This is a genomic window from Sneathiella sp. (assembly GCF_036844445.1).
In the GTDB taxonomy this organism is placed as follows: domain Bacteria; phylum Pseudomonadota; class Alphaproteobacteria; order Sneathiellales; family Sneathiellaceae; genus Sneathiella.
In genome coordinates this window covers 78,306-97,215 of the sequence record NZ_DAIUFV010000001.1, presented here as the reverse complement: position 1 = coordinate 97,215, position 18,910 = coordinate 78,306, and the positions used below count along the sequence as shown (strand labels likewise).

Genomic DNA, 18,910 nt, shown 5'->3' with positions numbered 1-18,910 from the left:
TCTCACCTCAGCTTTAGGGACGCGAGCCCGATGAGGGCGAGGATCACCGCAATGATCCAGAAGCGGATCACGATGGTCGGCTCCGCCCAGCCTTTCTGCTCGAAATGATGATGCAGCGGCGCCATGCGGAAGACGCGCCGGCCGGTCAGCTTGAAGGAGGCGACCTGCACGATCACCGAAACGGTCTCCAGCACAAACAGCCCGCCGATAATGGCAAGAACGATCTCGTGGCGTGCGACAAGGCTGATCGAGCCGAGCGCCCCGCCCATGGCAAGCGAGCCGGTATCGCCCATAAAGACCATGGCAGGCGGCGCGTTGAACCAGAGAAAGCCAAGGCTCGCGCCGATCAGGGCGCCGCAGAATACCGCAAGCTCTCCCGCGCCCGGAACATATTGAATTTGCAGATAGTTGGAGAAAACCGCGTTACCGACGAGATAGGCGATCAGCGCGAAGGCCGCGCCCGCGATCATCACCGGCATGATGGCAAGGCCATCCAGCCCGTCTGTCAGATTGACCGCATTGCCCGCGCCAACGGTCACCAGAATGGCAAACGGAATGTAGAACCAGCCAAGATCGATCAGGACATTCTTGAGGAACGGAATGGTCAGCATCCCGGAGATATCGTCGCCCGAGGTCGCCATGATGACAAAGCCCGCGATCCCGGCGATCGCGATCTCCAAAAGCAGCTTAAGCCGTCCCGGCAGGCCGCGCGTGTTGTGGCGGCTGACTTTCATATAGTCGTCGGCAAAGCCGATGGCGCCAAAGCCGAGGGTGACCAGCAACACGACCCACACATATATATTTGTGAGATCGGCCCAGAGAAGCGTGCTGATGCCGAGCGCCAGAAGGATCAGGAAGCCGCCCATCGTCGGCGTGCCCTGCTTGGCGATGATATGCGACTGCGGCCCGTCATCGCGGATCGGCTGGCCGCGATGCTGCTTGCTTTTCAGCCAGCGGATAACGCTTGGGCCCAGCAGGAAGCTGATCAGAAGCGCCGTCATGACCGCGCCGCCGGTGCGGAAGGTGAGATAACGGAACAGGTTGAAAAGGGTAAAATCCTCAGCGAAGGGGAAAAGCAGGTTATAGAGCATCAGTTTTCTCCCTGCGCGTCTGCGCCGCCGCGAAGCAATGCATTGAGCGGTACGCTCATCCGGCTGCCGAAGGATCCTTTGACCAGGATGACATCGTCGGGCCCGACCGCCTCAAGCAGCGGATCGACCAGAAGATCGGAGGTGGCCCTGTGGTGGGTGCGGATATAGATCGGCATTGATTTTGATAGATGTTCCATATGTGGGCCGCAGGTAAAAAGAAGATCAACGCTGGCCGCGAGAACATCCCCCTTCAGACTCTGGTGGATTTCCGCAGCGCGGGGTCCGAGTTCCAGCATATCGCCAAGCACCGCGATCCGGCGGCCTTTTCCTTCGGGCTGGATATTGCGCAAAACCGAGAGCGCCGCCCGGATCGACACCGGGCTCGCGTTATAGCTTTCATCGATCACGAGATAGTGGCCGTCGGCGCAAGCAACGCGATGCCGCTCGCCGCGGCCTTTCGGCGGTTGCAGATCGGCGAGCGCCCGGGCGGCCGCGCCCAGATCGATCCCGAACTCACCGACGACACCCAGAACACCGAGCATATTGCTGATCAGATGCCGTCCCGGGGCGCCAAGACGGAAGAAAATATCGCCGCTGTCGATTTTCACCGCAACGTCGCTGTGATCGGGATAAAGGGTGTAATCGGTCAGCCGGATGCCCGCGTCAGATTTTTCACCGAACATGACAATCTGCGTGATACCGCGATTGGCGGCGAGACTTTTCAGCAAACCGCCATAGTCATTGTCGCTGTTGAGAACAACGGAACCGGTGGCGCTCAAGCCCTCGAATATCTCGGCCTTCGCATGGGCGATTGCCTCAACATCCGGGAAATGCTCGAGATGCACGGTTTCAACGGTGGTGATCAGCACGACATGCGGCTTTACCATGCGCGAGAGCGGCGCAAGCTCGCCGGGGTGGTTCATGCCGAGTTCGAAAATTGCGAACTGGCAGTCCGCCGGCATCCGCGCCAGCGATAGCGGCACGCCCCAGTGATTGTTGAAGCTGCCGATGCTGGCGTGGGTCTTGCCCTGCGTTGAGAGAATATGCAGCAGTGCTTCCTTCGATCCGGTCTTGCCGACACTGCCGGTCACCGCGACGATCTGCGCGCCCGTGCGTGCCCGCGCGGCGCGGCCGAGATCTTCCAGCGCCTTTTGCGTATCCTCAACCACAATGACAACGGCGCCCTCCGGCAGGTCCTCCGGCCGGCGGCTGAGGATGAGCGCTGCGGCGCCTTTCCGTGCCGCGTCCGCCGCAAACTCATGGCCGTCATGCACCGGACCGACAATCGCAATGAAGAGATCGCCGGGCTCAATCGACCGGCTGTCGATGGAGACATTATTTGCGCTCCAGTCGGCGCGGTCCGCCTTTCCCGCAACGGCGGCAATGACGTCTTTACCGGTCCAGAGGGGCGCTTCAGCCATGTTTTCCCCCTGCAATGATTTCCTCAACGACTTTCCTGTCGTTAAACGGGATGGTGACATCGCCGACGACCTGGCCTTCTTCATGGCCTTTCCCGGCAATCACGAGAATATCCCGGGGCTCAAGCGCCTCGATTGCCGCCTCGATCGCGGCGTGGCGGTCGCCGATATTGAGCGCCTCGGGGCAGGCAACGATAATCTCGGCGCGGATTTTTGCCGGATCCTCGCTCCGCGGATTGTCGTCGGTCACGATGATGCGGTCGGCGTGCAGGGCGGCGATGCGGCCCATTTCCGCCCGTTTGCCGCGATCACGGTCCCCGCCGCAGCCAAAGACGACGTGAATTTTTCCGCTTCCGTGCCCCCGGACGGCCTCAAGAACCGTCTCGAGCGCATCGGGTGAATGGGCATAGTCAACATAGACGAGCGCATCATTGGGCAGATGCGCAACGAGTTCCAGCCGTCCCGGTACGTTGGTGATGCGGGACAGCGCGTCAACCGCCCGCGCTTCATCGCCGCCGGCGCCGATCACAAGACCAAGCGCACAAAGCGCATTCATGGCCTGAAACTCCCCGGCGAGCGGCAGCAGGATGTCACATTTCTTCCCGAACACCTCAACGGTGAGGCGCTGGCCGGCAATCTCCGGCTCAAGCGCAATAAGCCGAAGCTCCTTGCCCTCGCGGCCATAGGAAATGATGTTGAGACCCCGTTCTTTCGCGGCGCGGAGAAAGGCGGGACAAACCTCTGAATCCGCATTGAGGACAGCGGTTCCTGTCGGATCCAGAACCCGGGAGATGAGACCGAGCTTGGCAGAAAGATAACTTTCCGAGGAGACGTGATAATCGAGATGATCGCGCGTGAGGTTGGTAAAAGCAGCGGATTTGATCCGCGCCCCGTCGAGCCGGTACTGATCGAGTCCATGGCTAGATGCCTCGATCACCGTATAGCGAATGCCGTGACCGGCGAGATAGGTCAGCGTCTTGTGCAGCAGCACGGGATCGGGCGTCGTGTAGCCGAGCGGCAGCGTCTCGTCGGGCAGGATGACGCCGAGCGTGCCGATGCTGGCGGCCGGATAGCCCATCTCCTCCCAGATCTTGCGGGTGAAATGCGCAACCGAGGTCTTGCCGTTCGTTCCGGTAACGGCGGTGATGGTCTCGGGCGCGGCGCCATAGAAGCGGGCCGCAAGGCGGGCGAGCGTGAGACGCGGGTTGTCATCGCGAAAGCAGGGAAGGCTGCAATCCTCCGGCTCATAGGATTTGTCGGTCAGGATGGCGATGGCGCCGCGCCGCGCCGCATCCTCGATATATTCGCGCCCGTCGCTTTTCGTTCCGGGAAGCGCGGCGAACAGAAAGCCCGGCTCAACCCGCCGGCTATCGGCCGTCAGCCCCTGAACATGCCGGTCATGCACATTGGCGATTTCCCGCCCTTTCATGAGTTCAGAAAGACGCAAGGCTCTTCTCCCTTGAATAGATGGGAATGAACATCGCTTTCTGCAGGGCTTCGCTCTCCTCATCAACGGGAGCGATAGAGAGGATGGGCCCGATGCGGGAAATCAGGCGGCTTATGATCGGCGCGGTGGTCCAGCCGGCGCTTCGGAAACCATGCGTCGAGGAATTGCCTTTCGGCTCGTCCAGCATGGCAAAGACGACATAGCGCGGGTTGTTCATCGGGAAGGCGCCAACGAAAGACGTGATCAGCGCATCGCGCTTGTACCGCCCGTCAACGGCCTTCTCCGCGGTGCCGGTTTTGCCGCCCACGAGATAGCCTTCCGCAGCGGCCCGGCCGCCGGTCCCCTTTTCAACCACCAGACGCATCAGGCGGCGGACTGTATCGGATGTTTTCTGCGAAATAACTTCGCGGGACGGTGCGGCCATGGCCTCTTCCCGGCGCACCACCGTTGGACTGACATATTTACCCCCATTCACCATCGCGGCCGTCGCTGCACTCAACTGCAACGGGCTGACTGACAGCCCGTGCCCATACGAAATCGTCATGGTTTCGAGGCTATTCCATCTTGGCGGCAAAATTGGGGCACCGACCTCGGGAATTTCAAGCGACGGCCTATCGAGCAGGCCAAGTTTGGCGAGGAAAACCTTCTGCTTGTCCGTTCCCACATCCTCGGCCATTTTCGCCGCGCCGATATTGGAGGAATACATGAAGATTTCCGGCACCGACAGCCAGCGTTTCTTCGGATGATCATCGCGAATGCGAAAGCCGGCCTTGCGGATCGGCTCGGTCGCATCATAACCGTCCTGCAGCCCGACTGTCCCGCTGTCGAGCGCCATCGCGGTGGTGAAGATCTTGAAGGTCGAGCCCATCTCATAGACGCCGAGGCTGATGCGATTGAACTTGGCATCACCCGAGAAATCGGTCGGCCGGTTGGGATCGAAGTCGGGCAGCGAGACGAGGCCGAGAATTTCGCCCGTCTGCACATCCATCACCATCCCTGCGCCGCCGATCGCCTGGAAGATGGACATGTGCCGGGTGATTTCATCGCGCAGCGCGTGCTGGATCCGCACATCGATGGAAAGCGTCAGCTCCTGCGCCGGGCTTTCCTCGGATCCGGCGAGCTGATCGTCGAAATAGCGTTCGACCCCGGCAATCCCGCGATTGTCGACATCGGTAAATCCAAGTACGTGAGAGACCAGCGATCCCATGGGATAAAAGCGCTTTTCCTCGGTACGGAAATGCAGCCCCGGGATCCCGAGCGCATTGATCTGATACTGCTGGCGCGGCGTCAGATTGCGCTTCAGCCAGACAAAGTTCCGCGCCGATGACAAGCGGCTGAGGATCGTCGCTTCGCTCATGTCATCGAGAACGGTTGCGAGCTTGCGCGCCGCCTCGGCCGGGTCAATCACATTCTTCGGTTCGGCGAAAAGAGAGGCGGTGGCGAGCGTCGTCGCGAGCAGGACGCCGTTGCGATCGCGGATATCCGCGCGCTTCGTCTCGACAAGCGCAACGGGCGGCGCGACATCGCCCCCGGCGGTAACGGTGTCGCCCGATCCGATCCCCGCGATGGCCAGCCCAACCAGCCGGCCGGCGATAATAAAAAAGCAGAAGACAAAGACGACCAGGGCGATGACTAGCCGGTTGCGTCCCTGCTCAAGCGTTTCCTTGGCGCTTCCTTCCAGGCGCAACGCCATGCTCTGATCGTCAGAATGAGGATGACCGATGGAATTCGTCAGCGTGATGCAAGGGCGAGATGACTTAGTGAGCCAAGTCAGTTCGCTCATTGCGCGCCCCCCGCCGTGGAATAGGTGGCAAGCTGGATCGGCCCGTTCGGCGCGGGCTGTGAGGGGATCGCCGGCGAATAGTTGCGCCGCGGATTATGCTGCGGTACGGGCACCGAATAGAGGTCGGGATTGACGGGCGGATACGGCACCTCGCTCACCGACGCCACCTGATAGGGCGCAATCAATAGCAACGGCAGGTATTTTCCCGCCATCGCCTGCAGCACGTCAGGCCGGTTCTGATACGTCCACTCGGCCTTCAAAATGCGGATGGATTCCTTGTTGCGGGAGATACTCTCGTTGAGCGCAGCATATTCCCGTTCCAGCTCCTGCACTTCGTAGGAAAGCTGGTAAAGGCCGCCGGACACGCCGACGAGCAGCAAAATCGACAGCACTGTCAACTTCAGTTTCATGCTGCCTCCGTCCAGGCGGGCGCCTCCGTTCTGATGGCCCCTCTGAGACGGGCGGAGCGAGAGCGCGGATTGACCGCAAGCTCATCCGCACGCGCCTTGATGGACCCGCGCTTGATCAGTTTGAAAGTGGGAGCTGGCCCCTCGTCCATGACAGGAACATGACGAGACGGCCTGGCGCGTCCTTCAGACCTTGCTGACAGGAAGTTTTTGACGCGTCGGTCTTCAAGACTGTGGAAAGACACAACCGCAAGACGACCGCCGGGAGTAAGCAATCGTTCGGATGCGACCAGACCTTTGACCAGCTGCCCAAGTTCATCATTTACTACTATACGCAACGCTTGGAAGGTACGCGTCGCCGGATGTATCCCTTTTCCTGTAGGGCGTACAACCGATGCCACCACTTCCGCTAACTCTACTGTACTCGTGAAAGGCGCCAACTCACGCCTTTCGGCTACTGCACGCGCAATTGCGCGCGATCTTTGCTCCTCGCCATACACAAATATAATCCTGGCGAGCTCCGCTTCAGATTCTTCATTAACGATATCCGCGGCCGTCCGTCCCTTGCCCGACATGCGCATGTCGAGGGGGCCTTCGCGCATGAAGGAAAAGCCGCGCTCCGCCTCATCAAGCTGCATGGAGGAGACGCCGATATCGAGCGCAATCCCGTCCACAGCCTGCACATTATGTTTCGCCAGCAACGCCTCCATATCGGCGTAGCAGCCCTCGATCATAACTAAACGACCTTCATATTCGGCGACCATCTCCCGCCCCATGGATATGGCGAGCGGGTCGCGGTCGATGCCGTATACCCGGCAGTCGGCGGCCTCCAGAATGGCGCGCGTGTAGCCGCCGGCGCCGAAGGTGCCGTCGACATAGATGCCGCCGTCTTTCGGCGCGAGAATATCAATCACTTCGCGAAGGAGAACGGAGATATGCGGTGCTTTCCGATCAGTCATGATCGACCCCCGCGCTTGCCTTCCGCTTGCTGGCCGCCCGGGCGCGCGCTTCTTTCTTGCGAACTTCAAAGGCCTGCGGCTCCCAGATCTGGAAGGCGTCGCCGCGGCCGACAAATGCGCATTGCGTCGAAATCCCGGCCCCCTCAAGCATCTCCAGCGGGATCGTGATACGGCCATCGCCATCGATGGTGAGCTCGATCGCATCACTCATCAGCGCATCCGCATAGCTTTCCCGATCTTCGGAGAGAGGGTCGAAGCCGCCCATTTTCTCAAGCAGCCGCTCCATCACATCCATACCGCAGGCGTCGATGGCGTTTCCGTCAATGGTGGGGAAGAGGACCACGCTGTCAAAGCCCTTGCCCGCAAGAACGGCGCGGAAGCGGGCCGGTACAGAAACCCGCCCCTTCTTGTCGATCTTGTTGACATATGTGGACAAAAACAGGGCCATTCAGCCGACACCCCCCTCAAATCAATTGCCATTTCACCCACAAACGACCGCCGCTTCCCTGACAGATTCTCAACGCGTGGCGCAGAACAAACACTTCTGGCGTAAAATGGATTAATCTGGGATATCATGGGATATTATGGAAGTCAATGGAAAATGGCCCCATTTTAAGGGGTTTCAGAGCCCTCCATCGGGCAAAATAAAGTAAAATTTTCGCGGTTATTTTGGGCGCGCAAATCAATGCGACCGAGCTTGAAAGTAAAGCGCAAATCACGTCATGTTCTTATTATGTTCTCAGCCTTAGAAACCTGCATATCGACCCGGAACGGCGATCAAACCGGGTCCTGCCGCGGTTTGAGGACAGGAAAAAGCCGCCCTGCGGCATGAAATAATCCGATCGTCAAGACCAGTCACCTGGTCAGCTCGCGCTGCTCACCGCGAGAATCGCCCGCCTTCGGTAGTGGGAACAGGCATCACCCGCCGCGCCGCGGGACGCGCCGAACAAGGCAATGGAGATGAGAAAAGGCAGATGGCCTGTAAGCCGGATTCTGTCCCTGCATGGCAGGGGATGATCATTCATCTAGGATGCCTGTTGCCAGACACCTCCTGCAACCAACCCGGACGGAGGCCCGGAAAACCGACCCGCGCACAGGTTGCCCTTGCGCCGCCCGTCCCTATTTGGTCTTGCTCCCGATGGGGTTTACCGTGCCGCCCCTGTTGCCAGCGACGCGGTGCGCTCTTACCGCTCCCTTTCACCCTTACCCGCAAAGCGGGCGGTTTGCTTTCTGTGGCACTTTCCCTGGGGTCGCCCCCGCCGGCCGTTAACCGGCATCGTATTTCCGTGGAGTCCGGACTTTCCTCTCCCCGTCCAAAGGACAGGCAGCGATCATCCGGCCATCTGCCAAACCCTAACTAGAAAGCCCTGCTCCTCAAGTCAAGCGGTGAACTTCGCCACACACCGCATAAATGAGACTAATTGTCTCGGGATCAGCGCGGCCGTCGACGAGCCGGGGCCGCCAATGGCGCTGAAACGCCCGAACGACATTCGCAAAGGCCGTATCATAGTGACCATCGGTTGCAACGTCATATCCGATATCGGCAAGCGCTTCCTGCAAGGTTTTAACGTCCGCCCCGCTGCTACCGCATGCGAGGAGCGGCGCCTCCTCCCGCGCGGGTCCCGGCGCATCAACCCAAAGCCCGACCCCGGCCCCTGCCAGCAGCTTCCAGTCGAAAAGCTCGCCCGGATCATCCTTGCGCTGCGGCGCGATGTCGGAATGTCCGACGACGTTGCGCGCCGGGATCGCATGGCGGGCAACGATATCTTTAGTGAGGCGCAGAACGGCATCCATCTGCGCCGCCGGGAACGGGCGATAGCCGAACTCATGGCCGGGATTGACGATCTCGATCCCGATGGAGCGTGCATTGATATCGCGCACCCCCCGCCAGAAGGAGACGCCGGCGTGCCATGCGCGCGCCTCTTCGGCGACGAGCTGGAATATCCGCCCGTCCTCCTCCACGACATAGTGGGCGCTGACTTTTGCCTCCGGATCCCTGAGGCGCCGGATCGCCGCCTCGCCGCTTTGCATCCCCGTGTAATGGAGGACCAGCATATCAATGCCCACCCCCTCCCCGCGCGCATCGAAATTCGGCGAGGGCAGCGCGATGACAGGTTCAGCCCTCATCGGGGATTTTATCCTTCTCCTTGTCCCGCGCGGCAGAACGGAGAGTGATGATCGTGACCCCGCCCATCACCATCAGACCGCCGGTGATCAGTTCCACCGTCAGAACATCGCCCCAGAATACGACGCCGATCATCACCGCAAGCACTGGCACCAGCAGGTAATAGGGCGTGACCGTGCTGACCGGGTAGCGCTTGATCAGATAGTTGCCGATCCCGTGCCCGACAACGGTTGTGCCGACGGCGGAATAGGTGACGGCGGCCCATTGCTCCCACCCCGCCCGGCCGATCGCCTCGACATGCCCGCCTTCAAGGACGAGCGAGAGCAGCAGCAGCGGGACCACGCCGATGGCGGATGTCCAGAAGGTGAGATTGACCGCGCTCACCCCCTGCATGGTGCGCACAATGACCATGTTGAGCGCGACAAGGAAGGAGGCGATAATGACCAGGATCGGCGAGAGCAGATTGGCGAAAATCACCGGATCGAAGCCGATGACCATGACGCCGGCAAAGGCCATGAAGATGGCAATGCTCCGCGACCAGCCAATCTTCTCTTTCAGGAAAATCACGGCGAGGATAGTGGAGAAAGGGATGAAGGTCTGATTGATGATTGCGACCGATGAAATATCCGGCGCGATGGCGAGCCCCCAGAACATCAGCGAATAATGCATCACGCCCATCAGGATACCGACGGTGATCATCTTGCGCCAGTTGCCATGCGGCAGCGAGATGAAGGGAAGCAGCACGACGACAACAATCAGAAACCGGGTCGCGGTGAAAAAAATCGGGGAGAATTCTTCAAGACCGATCTTGGCGGCCAGAAAATTCGATGCCCACAGAACATTGACCAGCATGATCAGGGCGAGGTCTTTATGGGTCAATTTTTCATCCGATCCTGAAGGCCGCGGAGTTTTGTCACCTGATCATAGGCCACGTTGATTTTCGCAAGCTTGGCATTCGCAAGCTCGACAAATTCCTGCGGCAGCCCTTCGGCCACTGCCTTGTCGGGATGGTTTTCGCGGATCAGGCGCCGGTAGGCCTTTTTCAGCTCCTCATCCGAAATATCCGGCGCGACGCCGAGTATCTGATAGGGATCCGCCTCTTCCGCGCGGACGTGGTAGCCGCGAATTCGGGCGTAGGCCGCCGCGTCAAATCCGAAGATGGACGCGACATTCCGAAGATACGCATCCTCGGCCGGATGCAGCACGCCGTCCGCCATGGCGATGGTGAAGAGACCATGCAGGAGGTCTTCCATCAGCTGCGGGGTCTTGTGGAACATGCGGGCGACCTGCGCGGCATATTCCTCATATCCAGCGGTATCCTGACGCGCCAGATTGAAGATGCGCCCGACGTTCTTTTCTTCGTTGGGCGGGATGCGGAAAACCCGCTTGAACGCGCTGATCTCCTCGCGCGTGACGACGCCGTCCGCCTTCGCCATCTTCGCGCCGAGGGCGATAACGGCAATCGTGAAGGTGACCTGCTTGACCTGCTGCTCGGCAACCTGGTCACCCGCCTCGGCGGTGCTTTCGCGATATCTGTCCATCGCGTGTCCCGCGAGGCCGCCGACGAGCGCGCCAAGCGGTCCGCCGATCAGCAAGCCGGCCGCGCTGCCGAGAATTTTTCCCCAGATTGCCATGATGAATAACGCTACCTTTTTGACTTCTGGGAAAACAGACTATCAGCAGAAAAAAGAATCCGCCAGCACTGAGCGACAGGCATGTGCAATCGCCTCAGCGACCGTCTTTGCGTCCTTCCAGCTCGTCGTCATCGATCAGGATGCGCTGCGCTGCGCCGTCCATATCTTCATACTGGCCGCTTTTCAGGCTCCATAAAAAGGCAACGAGACCCAGTCCGCCGAGGAAAAGCGCGATCGGGATAAGAAAAACGAGGGAGGTCATAGGATGCTTTCCTTTCGCTTGTTTCGCAGCCTGAGCGAGTTCAGGCACACGACGAGCGACGACGACGACATGGCGACCGCTGCCACCAGCGGCGTCACAAACCCCAACACGGCAAGCGGGATCGCAATCGCATTATAAAGGAAAGAAAGGCCGAAATTTTCAAAAATCAACCGCTTTGAGGAGCGGGCGACAAAAATTGTCTCGCTGACCGGGCCGAGGAGGCGCCCCTGGAAGATGAAATCCGCGGCCGTCTGGCTGATATCGGAGGCCGTTGCGGGCGAGAGGGACACATGGGCAGCGGCAAGCGCGGGGGCGTCATTGATGCCGTCGCCGACCATCAGCACCTTGCGCCCTTCCTTCGCGAAACTGTCGAGGCGGCTCACCTTGTCCTCGGGCTTCTGCGCGGCATACCAGCGCTCGATCCCGAGTTCTTCGGCAAGTTCGCGAACCACCGGCTCACGGTCGCCCGAGAGCAGCGCAATGGCAAAGCCGCGCGCCGAGAGATCCCGGATCACTTCCTTCGCATCGGCGCGAAGGTGATCGCGGAAGCGGAACTGCACGGTGCGTCCATCGGCGCGGCGAAGCCACATCTCAGGCCCGGCCTGCTTGTCGGCCGCGGCGTCTTCGGCGACATCGCAGAAGCGGCGACTGCCGAGGCGGACTTCGCCCGCATCCGTCATTGCCCGGAGCCCGGCGCCGGGATGCTCCTCAACATCGAGATTGAGACTTTCTCCGCCGCCGGCCCGTGCAATCGTCTTGGCGAGCGGATGGCGGCTGTGCTGCCCAAGACTGGCGGCAAGCCGGAGATCCTCTTGCGAGATTTCATCGCCATTGACGAGATCGAGGCGGCCTTCCGTCAGGGTGCCGGTTTTATCAAAAACGATCGTATCCACTTCGGCAAGCCGCTCAAGGCCATCCGCCGACTTCACGAGGATCCCCCGCGTCAGCAGCCGGCCGCTTGCCACCACCTGCACCACCGGCACGGCGAGACCGAGCGCGCAGGGGCAGGTAATGATGAGAAGCGCGACGGCCTGCATCAGCGCGATCTGCCAGCTTGAGGAATAGAACCACCAGCCGATAAAGGTGAGCGCGGCGAGCGTGTGCACCACCGGAGCATAGTAGCGCGACAACCGGTCGGCGATGCGGACATAGCGGGCGCGGCCCTGCTCCGCCGCCTCCATCAGGCGGACGATATCGCCGAGCAGGGTGTTGTCGCCCATTTTCGTCGCGGAAATATCGATCGGCGCGCCAAGGTTGAGCGTGCCCGCGAAAACATTGTCACCGGGCTTCACCGCCGCCGGCAGGCTCTCGCCCGTGATCAGGCTGACGTCGAGCTCCGATTGGCCTGACACCACGACACCGTCAACCGGCAGGCGGTCGCCGGCCATGATGCGGACCCTCGATCCCGGCACCACCGCCTCGACGGCGAGGGTTTTAAGGCTGCCATCCGCCTCGACGACCGTTGCCGCCACTGCTTTGAGCAGCAGCAGGCGTTCCGCCGCGCTTCGCGCCTTGCTCCGCGCCGCATTGTCAAGATAGCGACCGATCAGCAGGAAGAAGAGCAGTGATACAGACGCATCGAAATAGACGTGTTGACCGCTCCGGATCGTCTCGGCAAGGCTCATGCCCGACGCCAGAATAACCGCAAGGGAGATCGGCACATCCATATTGGTCCGCCCGGCGCGAAGCGCAGCCAGCGCGGATTTGAAGAAAGGCTGACCGGCATAGGCAACGGCAGGCAACGCAATCAGCGCCGAGACCCAATGCAGGAAGTCACGCGTCGCCGAGCCCATATCCTCGGAGAAAAGCCCGGACCAGACGGAAACGGACAACAGCATTACGTTGGCCGACGCAAAGCCCGCGACGGCGAGCGCGCGGAGCAGCTTCGCATTCTCTTCCGCGCCTGCGGATTTGATCATCGCCGAATTATAAGGGGTGAGCGGATAGCCGAGATCGATAATCGGCTTTACCAGCTCCGCCACATCGATGCCATCGGGATGCCAGCGCAGAAACAGGCGGCGTGTCGAGAAATTGACCCGCGCCTCAATCACGGCCGGGTTCGATTTGAGCGTCTGTTCAATCGTCCGGATACAGTCGGCGCAATGCATATTTTCGACCAGAACATGCAACATCGCATTGCCATCCTGATCCGACTCAACAAAGGCGACAGGATCGGCGCTCACAAAATTGCTGTAATCCGCCTCCGGTGAGAGAACATCGCCAAACGCCGCCACCCCGCCGGCAGGGCAGCAGCCCCCAGCCAGATCATACGGCCGGCCTGTCGTCAGATGATCCTCTGTCTTGAGTGCTACTTGACCCATACCCTCTTATCCAGCCGATAAGGCATGTCATATCCGCCGCCATGGGCAAGAATGGAAATATCCCACTGCCCGGGCTCGGGGAAATCGTAATCCGCAACATAGGCGGAACCATTAAAGGTCAATGTAAGCTTTCGATCGCCTGCGTCAATTACGGGGCGACGAAGAGTCGCATCCACATTGAGACCCGCGAGCGCATCGCCGGAAGCATCCTTGATCTCCAGCGTCAACCGGCCTTTATGTTCCGCTTCGGCATCAAACAGCAGCGACACCTTCCAGCCGCGTGCAAGCTGCTGCGCCTGATGATCTATCTCGTCATTATAAGCAAGTCCGCGCATGTAGGCGTTGGGGTCGGTGACACCGGAAAAGCTGCCGAGCGCGAAATAAACGAACAGGCCGTTGACAATAAACATCAACCCGAAAAACCCGCACAGCATCATCAGCACATGACGGCCGGTCAGCTGTTTTTCTCCCGTCACTGTCCTCATTTCTCCGGTCCCTTGAAACTGCTCTCCTGGGAATCCTGCGTCCCACTCTCGATATCGGTAACCACAACGTTCATGTCCACAGACTTGTCTTCCAGGCTGTCGCCCGCCACGGCCACGAAAAGCTTGTAGCTTGAGAGAGAATCCGCCGGAACCGTCACGATAATCGGATCGTCGATCGTCGCCCCTGATTCAAGCCAGATATTCGGGTTCGGCAATCCCTCCACATCAATGCGGAACTGGCGGGTTGCATGTGCCTTATTCAGGACCTTGACCGTATAGCCATTACGGATTGATCCGTCCGAGAGAACCACAAACAGCGGGTTGCGATCCCGGATGACATTCACATCGAGAACCGACCGGTTGAGCAGCGAAAACAGCATGATTGCCCCGACAAGAACCAGAATGGCCGTATAGGCCATGGTTCTTGGCCGGATGAAACGGATGCGCGGCTTGCGGGCCGGATCCGGATCAAACTGTCCGGCATGGGTATCGTAGCTGATCAGACCGCGTGGCAGGTCAATCTTGTCCATCACGTCGTTGCAGGCATCAATGCAGAGGGCACAGGTAATGCATTCAAGCTGCAACCCGTCGCGGATATCAATGCCCATCGGACAGACGGCAACGCACTGGTTGCAATCAATGCAATGACCGCGGTCATCCCACGGCTGCCCTTTCTTGTGCGGCCCGCGCGGTTCACCCCGCGCAGGGTGATAGGTGACGGTCATGGTGTCTTCATCCACCATCGCCCCCTGAATGCGCGGCCAAGGACACATATAGGTGCAGACCTGCTCCCGCATCAGCCCGCCAAAGACATAGGTCGTCGCCGTCAGCAGGGCGACGCTGGCATAGGCCACGATCGGGGCCTCCAGCGTTATCAGGTCGTGCAGCAGGGTCGGCGCATCGGCAAAATAGAACACCCAGGCGCCGCCGGTCAGCAGACCGATGACAAGCCAAATGGTATGCTTGAGGAAGCGTTTGGCGAATTTACCGACCGACATGGGCGCCTTGTCAAGGCGCAGGCGGGCATTGCGATCGCCTTCCACCATCCGTTCCACGAAAATGAACAAGTCCGTCCAGACCGTCTGCGGGCAGGAATATCCGCACCACGCCCGCCCGAACAGGGACGTCACGAGAAACAGGGCAATGGCCGCAAGGATCAGCAGGCCCGTGATGTAATAGACTTCCTGCGGCCAGATCTCGATAAAGAAGAAATAGAAACGTTCATGCGCGAGATCAACAAGGACAGCCTGATCCGGACCACCCGCCCCGCGATCCCACCGAATCCAGGGCGTGATGTAGTAGATCGACAGGGTAATCCCCATGATGATCCATTTCAGGCGACGGAAATTGCCCCGCGCCTTTTTCGGCTGGATCTTCTCGCGTCCCGCAAAAAGGGATCGATTTTCCTTCTTGTTGACCGGACGGACATCAATATTTTCAACGGAGCTGTCAGACATGCTCTCTACTCCAAAATGGACAGGCTAGTGACTACTCCCCGCCCCCGAGAGAGTGCACATAGAGCGCCAGTTGACGGATGGTCACATCATCCAGACGGTCAACCCAGGCCGGCATCACATTGGCACGGCCGCGCGCAATGGTTCTCAAGACAACATCTTTGTCCTTGCCATAAAACCAGATGGCATCGGTCAGATCCGGGGCGCCAAGCTCCCGGTTGCCCTTGGCGTTCTCGCCATGACATGATGCGCAATTTTCGGCAAAAACCTGCGTCCCGCGTTCAACTGCCGCTGTATCCTTGCGGTCCTCCGAGAGAGAGAGGACATATTCGGTCACGTCATTGATCTGCTCTTTTTCAAGCATGCCATCCGTCAGGAACGCCGGCATGTCCCCAAGACGAGTATCGTCATGATCGGACCGGATACCGAACTGGATGGTCTGATATATATCCTGAAGGCTGCCGCCCCAGAGCCAGTCATCATCATTGAGGTTCGGGAAACCCGGCGCACCGGCCGCGCCCGAGCCGTGGCATTGCGAGCAGTTGACCGCAAAGGCGGATTTGCCACCCCGCAGCGCAAACTGATACAGCCCTTCATTATCCTTGACGTCTTCCAGCGGCGTCGCGAGCAGCAGGGCTCGATCCTCGGCTTGCGCCGCCTCCGCCTCGGCAAGCTGCCGCTCCAGTGACCCGCGGGAGGAATACCCGAGGACACCCGCCGTATAGTCGCTGACCAGCGGCCAGGCCGGCATCACAATCCAGTAGCCGATCGACCAGATAATGGTGCCATACATTGTCCACAGCCACCAGCGCGGCATGGGGGTATCAAGCTCCTTGATGCCGTCCCATTCATGACCGGTGGTATCGGTGCCGGAAAATTCGTCTTTTTCAACCTTGTTGGACATCTTAATCTTCCTCAAACGGGATCCTGGCAGCCTTGTCAAACTTACCCTTGTTGCGTGGCCACAGCGCGTAGACCAGAACTATGACGAACAAGACAAAGAGATAGACCAGGCCATAACTCTGGGCGAAGGCGGAAACGGTCTGAAAATCCATCTGTTTCCTCCTACCGTTTGTTGGCGTCCACATCATAGGATGTGAAATCAACCAGGGTTCCCAGCATCTGCAAATAGGCGATCATCGCATCAAGTTCCGATAGCATGGCCGGATTGCCATCAAAATCGCGGACCTGCGCTTTCGGGTAACGCTCCATGAACGCGTCAATCTCATCCGCATCCGGATTGACCTGTATCCTGAGATCCAGCACGGCATTTTCAATCATCTCATCGGTGTAGGGAACGCCGACAGCGCGATTGGCTTCCAGGGTTTTCCGGATATCCGGCACCCGCAAGGGAGTGGTCGCGAGGAAAGGATATCCCGGCATGACGGATTCCGGCACCACATCGCGCGGATTTTTCATATGCGTGACATGCCATTCATCGGAATAGCGGCCGCCAACGCGGGCAAGGTCCGGCCCGGTTCGCTTGGATCCCCACTGGAAGGGATGGTCATACATGCTTTCCGCCGCGAGCGAATAATGGCCATACCGTTCGGCCTCATCCCGCAGCGGCCGTACCATCTGGCTGTGGCAGTTATAGCAGCCTTCGCGGATGTAAATGTCCCGGCCCGCCAGCTCAAGCGGGCTGTAGGGGCGCATCCCCTTCACCTTCTCGATCGTGCTTTCCAGATAGAACAGCGGCGCAATCTCAACGATACCGCCGATGGAGACGACGATCAGCACCAGGATCAGCATCAGGATCGAGTTTTTCTCAATTTTCTTGTGACTAATCATCAAACCTTACCTCGCCCCTGCAAATTCCAGGTTCGGAACCAGTGATCCCGCTTCCTTTGCGCGCACATCCCCCCGGATCGTCCGCCAGAGATTATAGACCATGATCAGGGAGCCGATCAGGAACAGTATCCCGCCGGCCGCCCGGATGACGTAGAAGGGATGCATCGCCTCAACCGTTTCACTGAAGGAATATTCGAGGAAGCCGAAGGCATCATACGCCCGCCACATCAGCCCCTGGAGGATACCGGAAACCCACATCGAGGTGATGTAGAGCAGGATCCCTACGGTCGAAATCCAGAAATGCAGATTGACCAGCGCATCGGAATAGAGTGACTTGCGCTTCCAAAGAACCGGCACCAGGAAATAAAGTGCGCCAAAGCTGATATAGGCAACCCAGCCGAGAGCCCCGGAATGCACGTGACCGATGGTCCAGTCCGTATAGTGGCTGAGCGCATTCACCGCCTTGATAGACATCAGCGGGCCTTCGAAGGTGCTCATGCCGTAGAAGGCAACGGAGGTAACCAGGAAACGGACGACCGGATCCGTCCGCAGCTTGTCCCAGGCGCCGGAAAGCGTCATCAGGCCGTTGATCATGCCGCCCCATGAGGGCATCCACAGGATGATCGAGAAGGTCATGCCGAGGGTCTGCGCCCAGTCCGGCAGTGCGGTATAATGCAGATGATGCGGCCCCGCCCAGATATAGATGAAGATCAGCGACCAGAAATGGATGATCGACAGGCGATAGGAATAGACCGGCCGGTTCACCCGCTTCGGAATGAAGTAATACATGATCCCGAGGAAGCCCGCCGTCAGGAAGAAGCCCACGGCATTATGGCCATACCACCACTGGGTCAGCGCACTCTGCACCCCGGCGAAAAGAGAATAGCTCTTCACACCCGCAAGACTGACAGGCATCGACAGGTTGTTGACGATATGCAGCATGGCAATCGTCACGATAAAGGCCAGATAGAACCAGTTCGCCACATAGATATGCTTTTCCTGCCGCTTCCAGATCGTCGCCAGGAACACCAGCAGATAGACAACCCAGACAAGGGTCAGCCACAGGTCCGCATACCATTCAGGTTCGGCATATTCCTTGGACTGGGTAACACCCAGCACATAGCCGGTCGCTGCAATGACGATGAAAAGCTGGTATCCCCAGAAAACAAACCAGGGCGCAAGATCGCCGGCAAGACGGGCGCGACAGGTCCGCTGCACCACATGGAAAGAAGTGGCGATCAGCACGTTGCCGCCAAAGGCAAAGATGACAGCCGAGGTATGCAGCGGCCGCAGTCGCCCGAAATTCGTCCATGGCAGATCGAAGTTCAGAACAGGAAAGGCCAGTTGCAAGGCGATGACAACACCCACAGCAAAGCCGACAACGCCCCAGAAAATCGAAGCGATCACCCCGGCCTTGACGATGTCAGTATTGTAATTAACGCCGCCCCCGGCATCCTGAAGCGACGGCGCCTCGGCATGCCGATAATGCCGGGCAACCAAGGCGAAGGCGCAAAGAATTGCTGCGAGAGAAAAGATCATCCCGTGCAGCATCATCGCCGGGTCGACAGCCTTTGCCGAGAGAATAACGCCCAGCAAAACACCAACAGCAGTAAAAGCCATCCATAAGAGATTCATACTGGAATTCCGTCCATTGCCACATATCACGGCGTACTGATGCGGATTGCGGACACTTCAGTCGCGCCCGATCACGCCATCGCACCCCTTGTTTGTGA

Annotated in this window: 18 protein-coding genes and 1 other RNA gene; all 19 read right to left on the bottom strand. The window is 59.3% G+C overall.

Going from position 1 to position 18,910, the window contains the following annotated elements:
* Nucleotides 1-2: 2 nt before the first annotated feature.
* The 19 genes from mraY to ccoN all read right to left on the bottom strand — a co-directional run bounded on the left by mraY (nucleotide 3) and on the right by ccoN (nucleotide 18,797).
* Nucleotides 3-1,091: a phospho-N-acetylmuramoyl-pentapeptide-transferase gene (gene mraY, locus V7Z56_RS00425; RefSeq protein ID WP_334127360.1), complete on the bottom strand. Its 1,089-nt coding sequence runs from the start codon at nucleotides 1,089-1,091 to the stop codon at nucleotides 3-5.
* Complete coding sequence (locus V7Z56_RS00420; protein WP_334127359.1) at nucleotides 1,091-2,512, bottom strand: UDP-N-acetylmuramoyl-tripeptide--D-alanyl-D-alanine ligase; 1,422 nt, start codon at nucleotides 2,510-2,512, stop codon at nucleotides 1,091-1,093. Before V7Z56_RS00420 ends, mraY begins: the two co-directional genes overlap by 1 nt.
* The gene (locus tag V7Z56_RS00415) at nucleotides 2,505-3,956 is read right to left on the bottom strand and encodes a UDP-N-acetylmuramoyl-L-alanyl-D-glutamate--2,6-diaminopimelate ligase (protein WP_334127358.1); all 1,452 of its coding nucleotides are present in this window, start codon (nucleotides 3,954-3,956) and stop codon (nucleotides 2,505-2,507) included. Before V7Z56_RS00415 ends, V7Z56_RS00420 begins: the two co-directional genes overlap by 8 nt.
* Nucleotides 3,943-5,739, bottom strand: a complete 1,797-nt coding sequence (locus tag V7Z56_RS00410) for a peptidoglycan D,D-transpeptidase FtsI family protein (protein ID WP_334127357.1) — start codon at nucleotides 5,737-5,739, stop codon at nucleotides 3,943-3,945. Before V7Z56_RS00410 ends, V7Z56_RS00415 begins: the two co-directional genes overlap by 14 nt.
* A complete protein-coding gene (gene ftsL, locus V7Z56_RS00405; RefSeq protein WP_334127356.1) occupies nucleotides 5,736-6,149 on the bottom strand; it encodes a cell division protein FtsL in 414 nt (137 codons plus the stop codon). The genes V7Z56_RS00410 and ftsL overlap by 4 nt, the downstream gene beginning before the upstream one ends.
* The gene (rsmH, locus tag V7Z56_RS00400; RefSeq protein WP_334127355.1) at nucleotides 6,146-7,105 is read right to left on the bottom strand and encodes a 16S rRNA (cytosine(1402)-N(4))-methyltransferase RsmH; all 960 of its coding nucleotides are present in this window, start codon (nucleotides 7,103-7,105) and stop codon (nucleotides 6,146-6,148) included. Before rsmH ends, ftsL begins: the two co-directional genes overlap by 4 nt.
* Nucleotides 7,098-7,553: a division/cell wall cluster transcriptional repressor MraZ gene (locus tag V7Z56_RS00395; RefSeq protein ID WP_334127354.1), complete on the bottom strand. Its 456-nt coding sequence runs from the start codon at nucleotides 7,551-7,553 to the stop codon at nucleotides 7,098-7,100. Before V7Z56_RS00395 ends, rsmH begins: the two co-directional genes overlap by 8 nt.
* 518 nt (nucleotides 7,554-8,071) lie before the next feature.
* Nucleotides 8,072-8,452: RNase P RNA component class A (gene rnpB / locus V7Z56_RS00390), an RNA gene on the bottom strand.
* Between the two features lie 27 nt (nucleotides 8,453-8,479).
* Nucleotides 8,480-9,232, bottom strand: a complete 753-nt coding sequence (locus V7Z56_RS00385; RefSeq protein ID WP_334127353.1) for a peptidoglycan recognition protein family protein — start codon at nucleotides 9,230-9,232, stop codon at nucleotides 8,480-8,482.
* Nucleotides 9,222-10,109 carry a DMT family transporter gene (locus tag V7Z56_RS00380; RefSeq protein WP_334127352.1) on the bottom strand — a complete coding sequence of 296 codons (888 nt, stop codon included), beginning with the start codon at nucleotides 10,107-10,109 and terminating at the stop codon, nucleotides 9,222-9,224. The genes V7Z56_RS00385 and V7Z56_RS00380 overlap by 11 nt, the downstream gene beginning before the upstream one ends.
* Entirely contained in the window at nucleotides 10,106-10,864 is a 759-nt protein-coding gene (locus V7Z56_RS00375; RefSeq protein ID WP_334127351.1) for a TerB family tellurite resistance protein, read from the bottom strand. Before V7Z56_RS00375 ends, V7Z56_RS00380 begins: the two co-directional genes overlap by 4 nt.
* Nucleotides 10,865-10,958: 94 nt before the next feature.
* Nucleotides 10,959-11,126 (bottom strand): cbb3-type cytochrome oxidase assembly protein CcoS, encoded by a 168-nt coding sequence (gene ccoS / locus V7Z56_RS00370; RefSeq protein ID WP_334127350.1) that lies wholly within the window; start codon nucleotides 11,124-11,126, stop codon nucleotides 10,959-10,961.
* Nucleotides 11,123-13,447, bottom strand: a complete 2,325-nt coding sequence (locus V7Z56_RS00365; protein WP_334127349.1) for a heavy metal translocating P-type ATPase — start codon at nucleotides 13,445-13,447, stop codon at nucleotides 11,123-11,125. The genes ccoS and V7Z56_RS00365 overlap by 4 nt, the downstream gene beginning before the upstream one ends.
* Nucleotides 13,435-13,923 carry a FixH family protein gene (locus V7Z56_RS00360; RefSeq protein WP_334127348.1) on the bottom strand — a complete coding sequence of 163 codons (489 nt, stop codon included), beginning with the start codon at nucleotides 13,921-13,923 and terminating at the stop codon, nucleotides 13,435-13,437. The genes V7Z56_RS00365 and V7Z56_RS00360 overlap by 13 nt, the downstream gene beginning before the upstream one ends.
* Nucleotides 13,924-13,928: 5 nt before the next feature.
* Nucleotides 13,929-15,389 (bottom strand): cytochrome c oxidase accessory protein CcoG, encoded by a 1,461-nt coding sequence (ccoG, locus tag V7Z56_RS00355; protein ID WP_334127347.1) that lies wholly within the window; start codon nucleotides 15,387-15,389, stop codon nucleotides 13,929-13,931.
* A gap of 31 nt (nucleotides 15,390-15,420) precedes the next feature.
* Nucleotides 15,421-16,290 (bottom strand): cytochrome-c oxidase, cbb3-type subunit III, encoded by an 870-nt coding sequence (ccoP, locus tag V7Z56_RS00350; RefSeq protein WP_334127346.1) that lies wholly within the window; start codon nucleotides 16,288-16,290, stop codon nucleotides 15,421-15,423.
* 1 nt (nucleotide 16,291) lies between these two features.
* The gene (locus tag V7Z56_RS00345; RefSeq protein ID WP_334127345.1) at nucleotides 16,292-16,441 is read right to left on the bottom strand and encodes a cbb3-type cytochrome oxidase subunit 3; all 150 of its coding nucleotides are present in this window, start codon (nucleotides 16,439-16,441) and stop codon (nucleotides 16,292-16,294) included.
* A 10-nt stretch (nucleotides 16,442-16,451) separates the two neighbouring features.
* Nucleotides 16,452-17,177, bottom strand: a complete 726-nt coding sequence (gene ccoO / locus V7Z56_RS00340; protein ID WP_334127344.1) for a cytochrome-c oxidase, cbb3-type subunit II — start codon at nucleotides 17,175-17,177, stop codon at nucleotides 16,452-16,454.
* A 6-nt stretch (nucleotides 17,178-17,183) separates the two neighbouring features.
* Nucleotides 17,184-18,797, bottom strand: coding sequence for a cytochrome-c oxidase, cbb3-type subunit I (gene ccoN, locus V7Z56_RS00335; protein ID WP_334127343.1), 1,614 nt, complete (start codon nucleotides 18,795-18,797; stop codon nucleotides 17,184-17,186).
* Nucleotides 18,798-18,910: the final 113 nt, after the last annotated feature.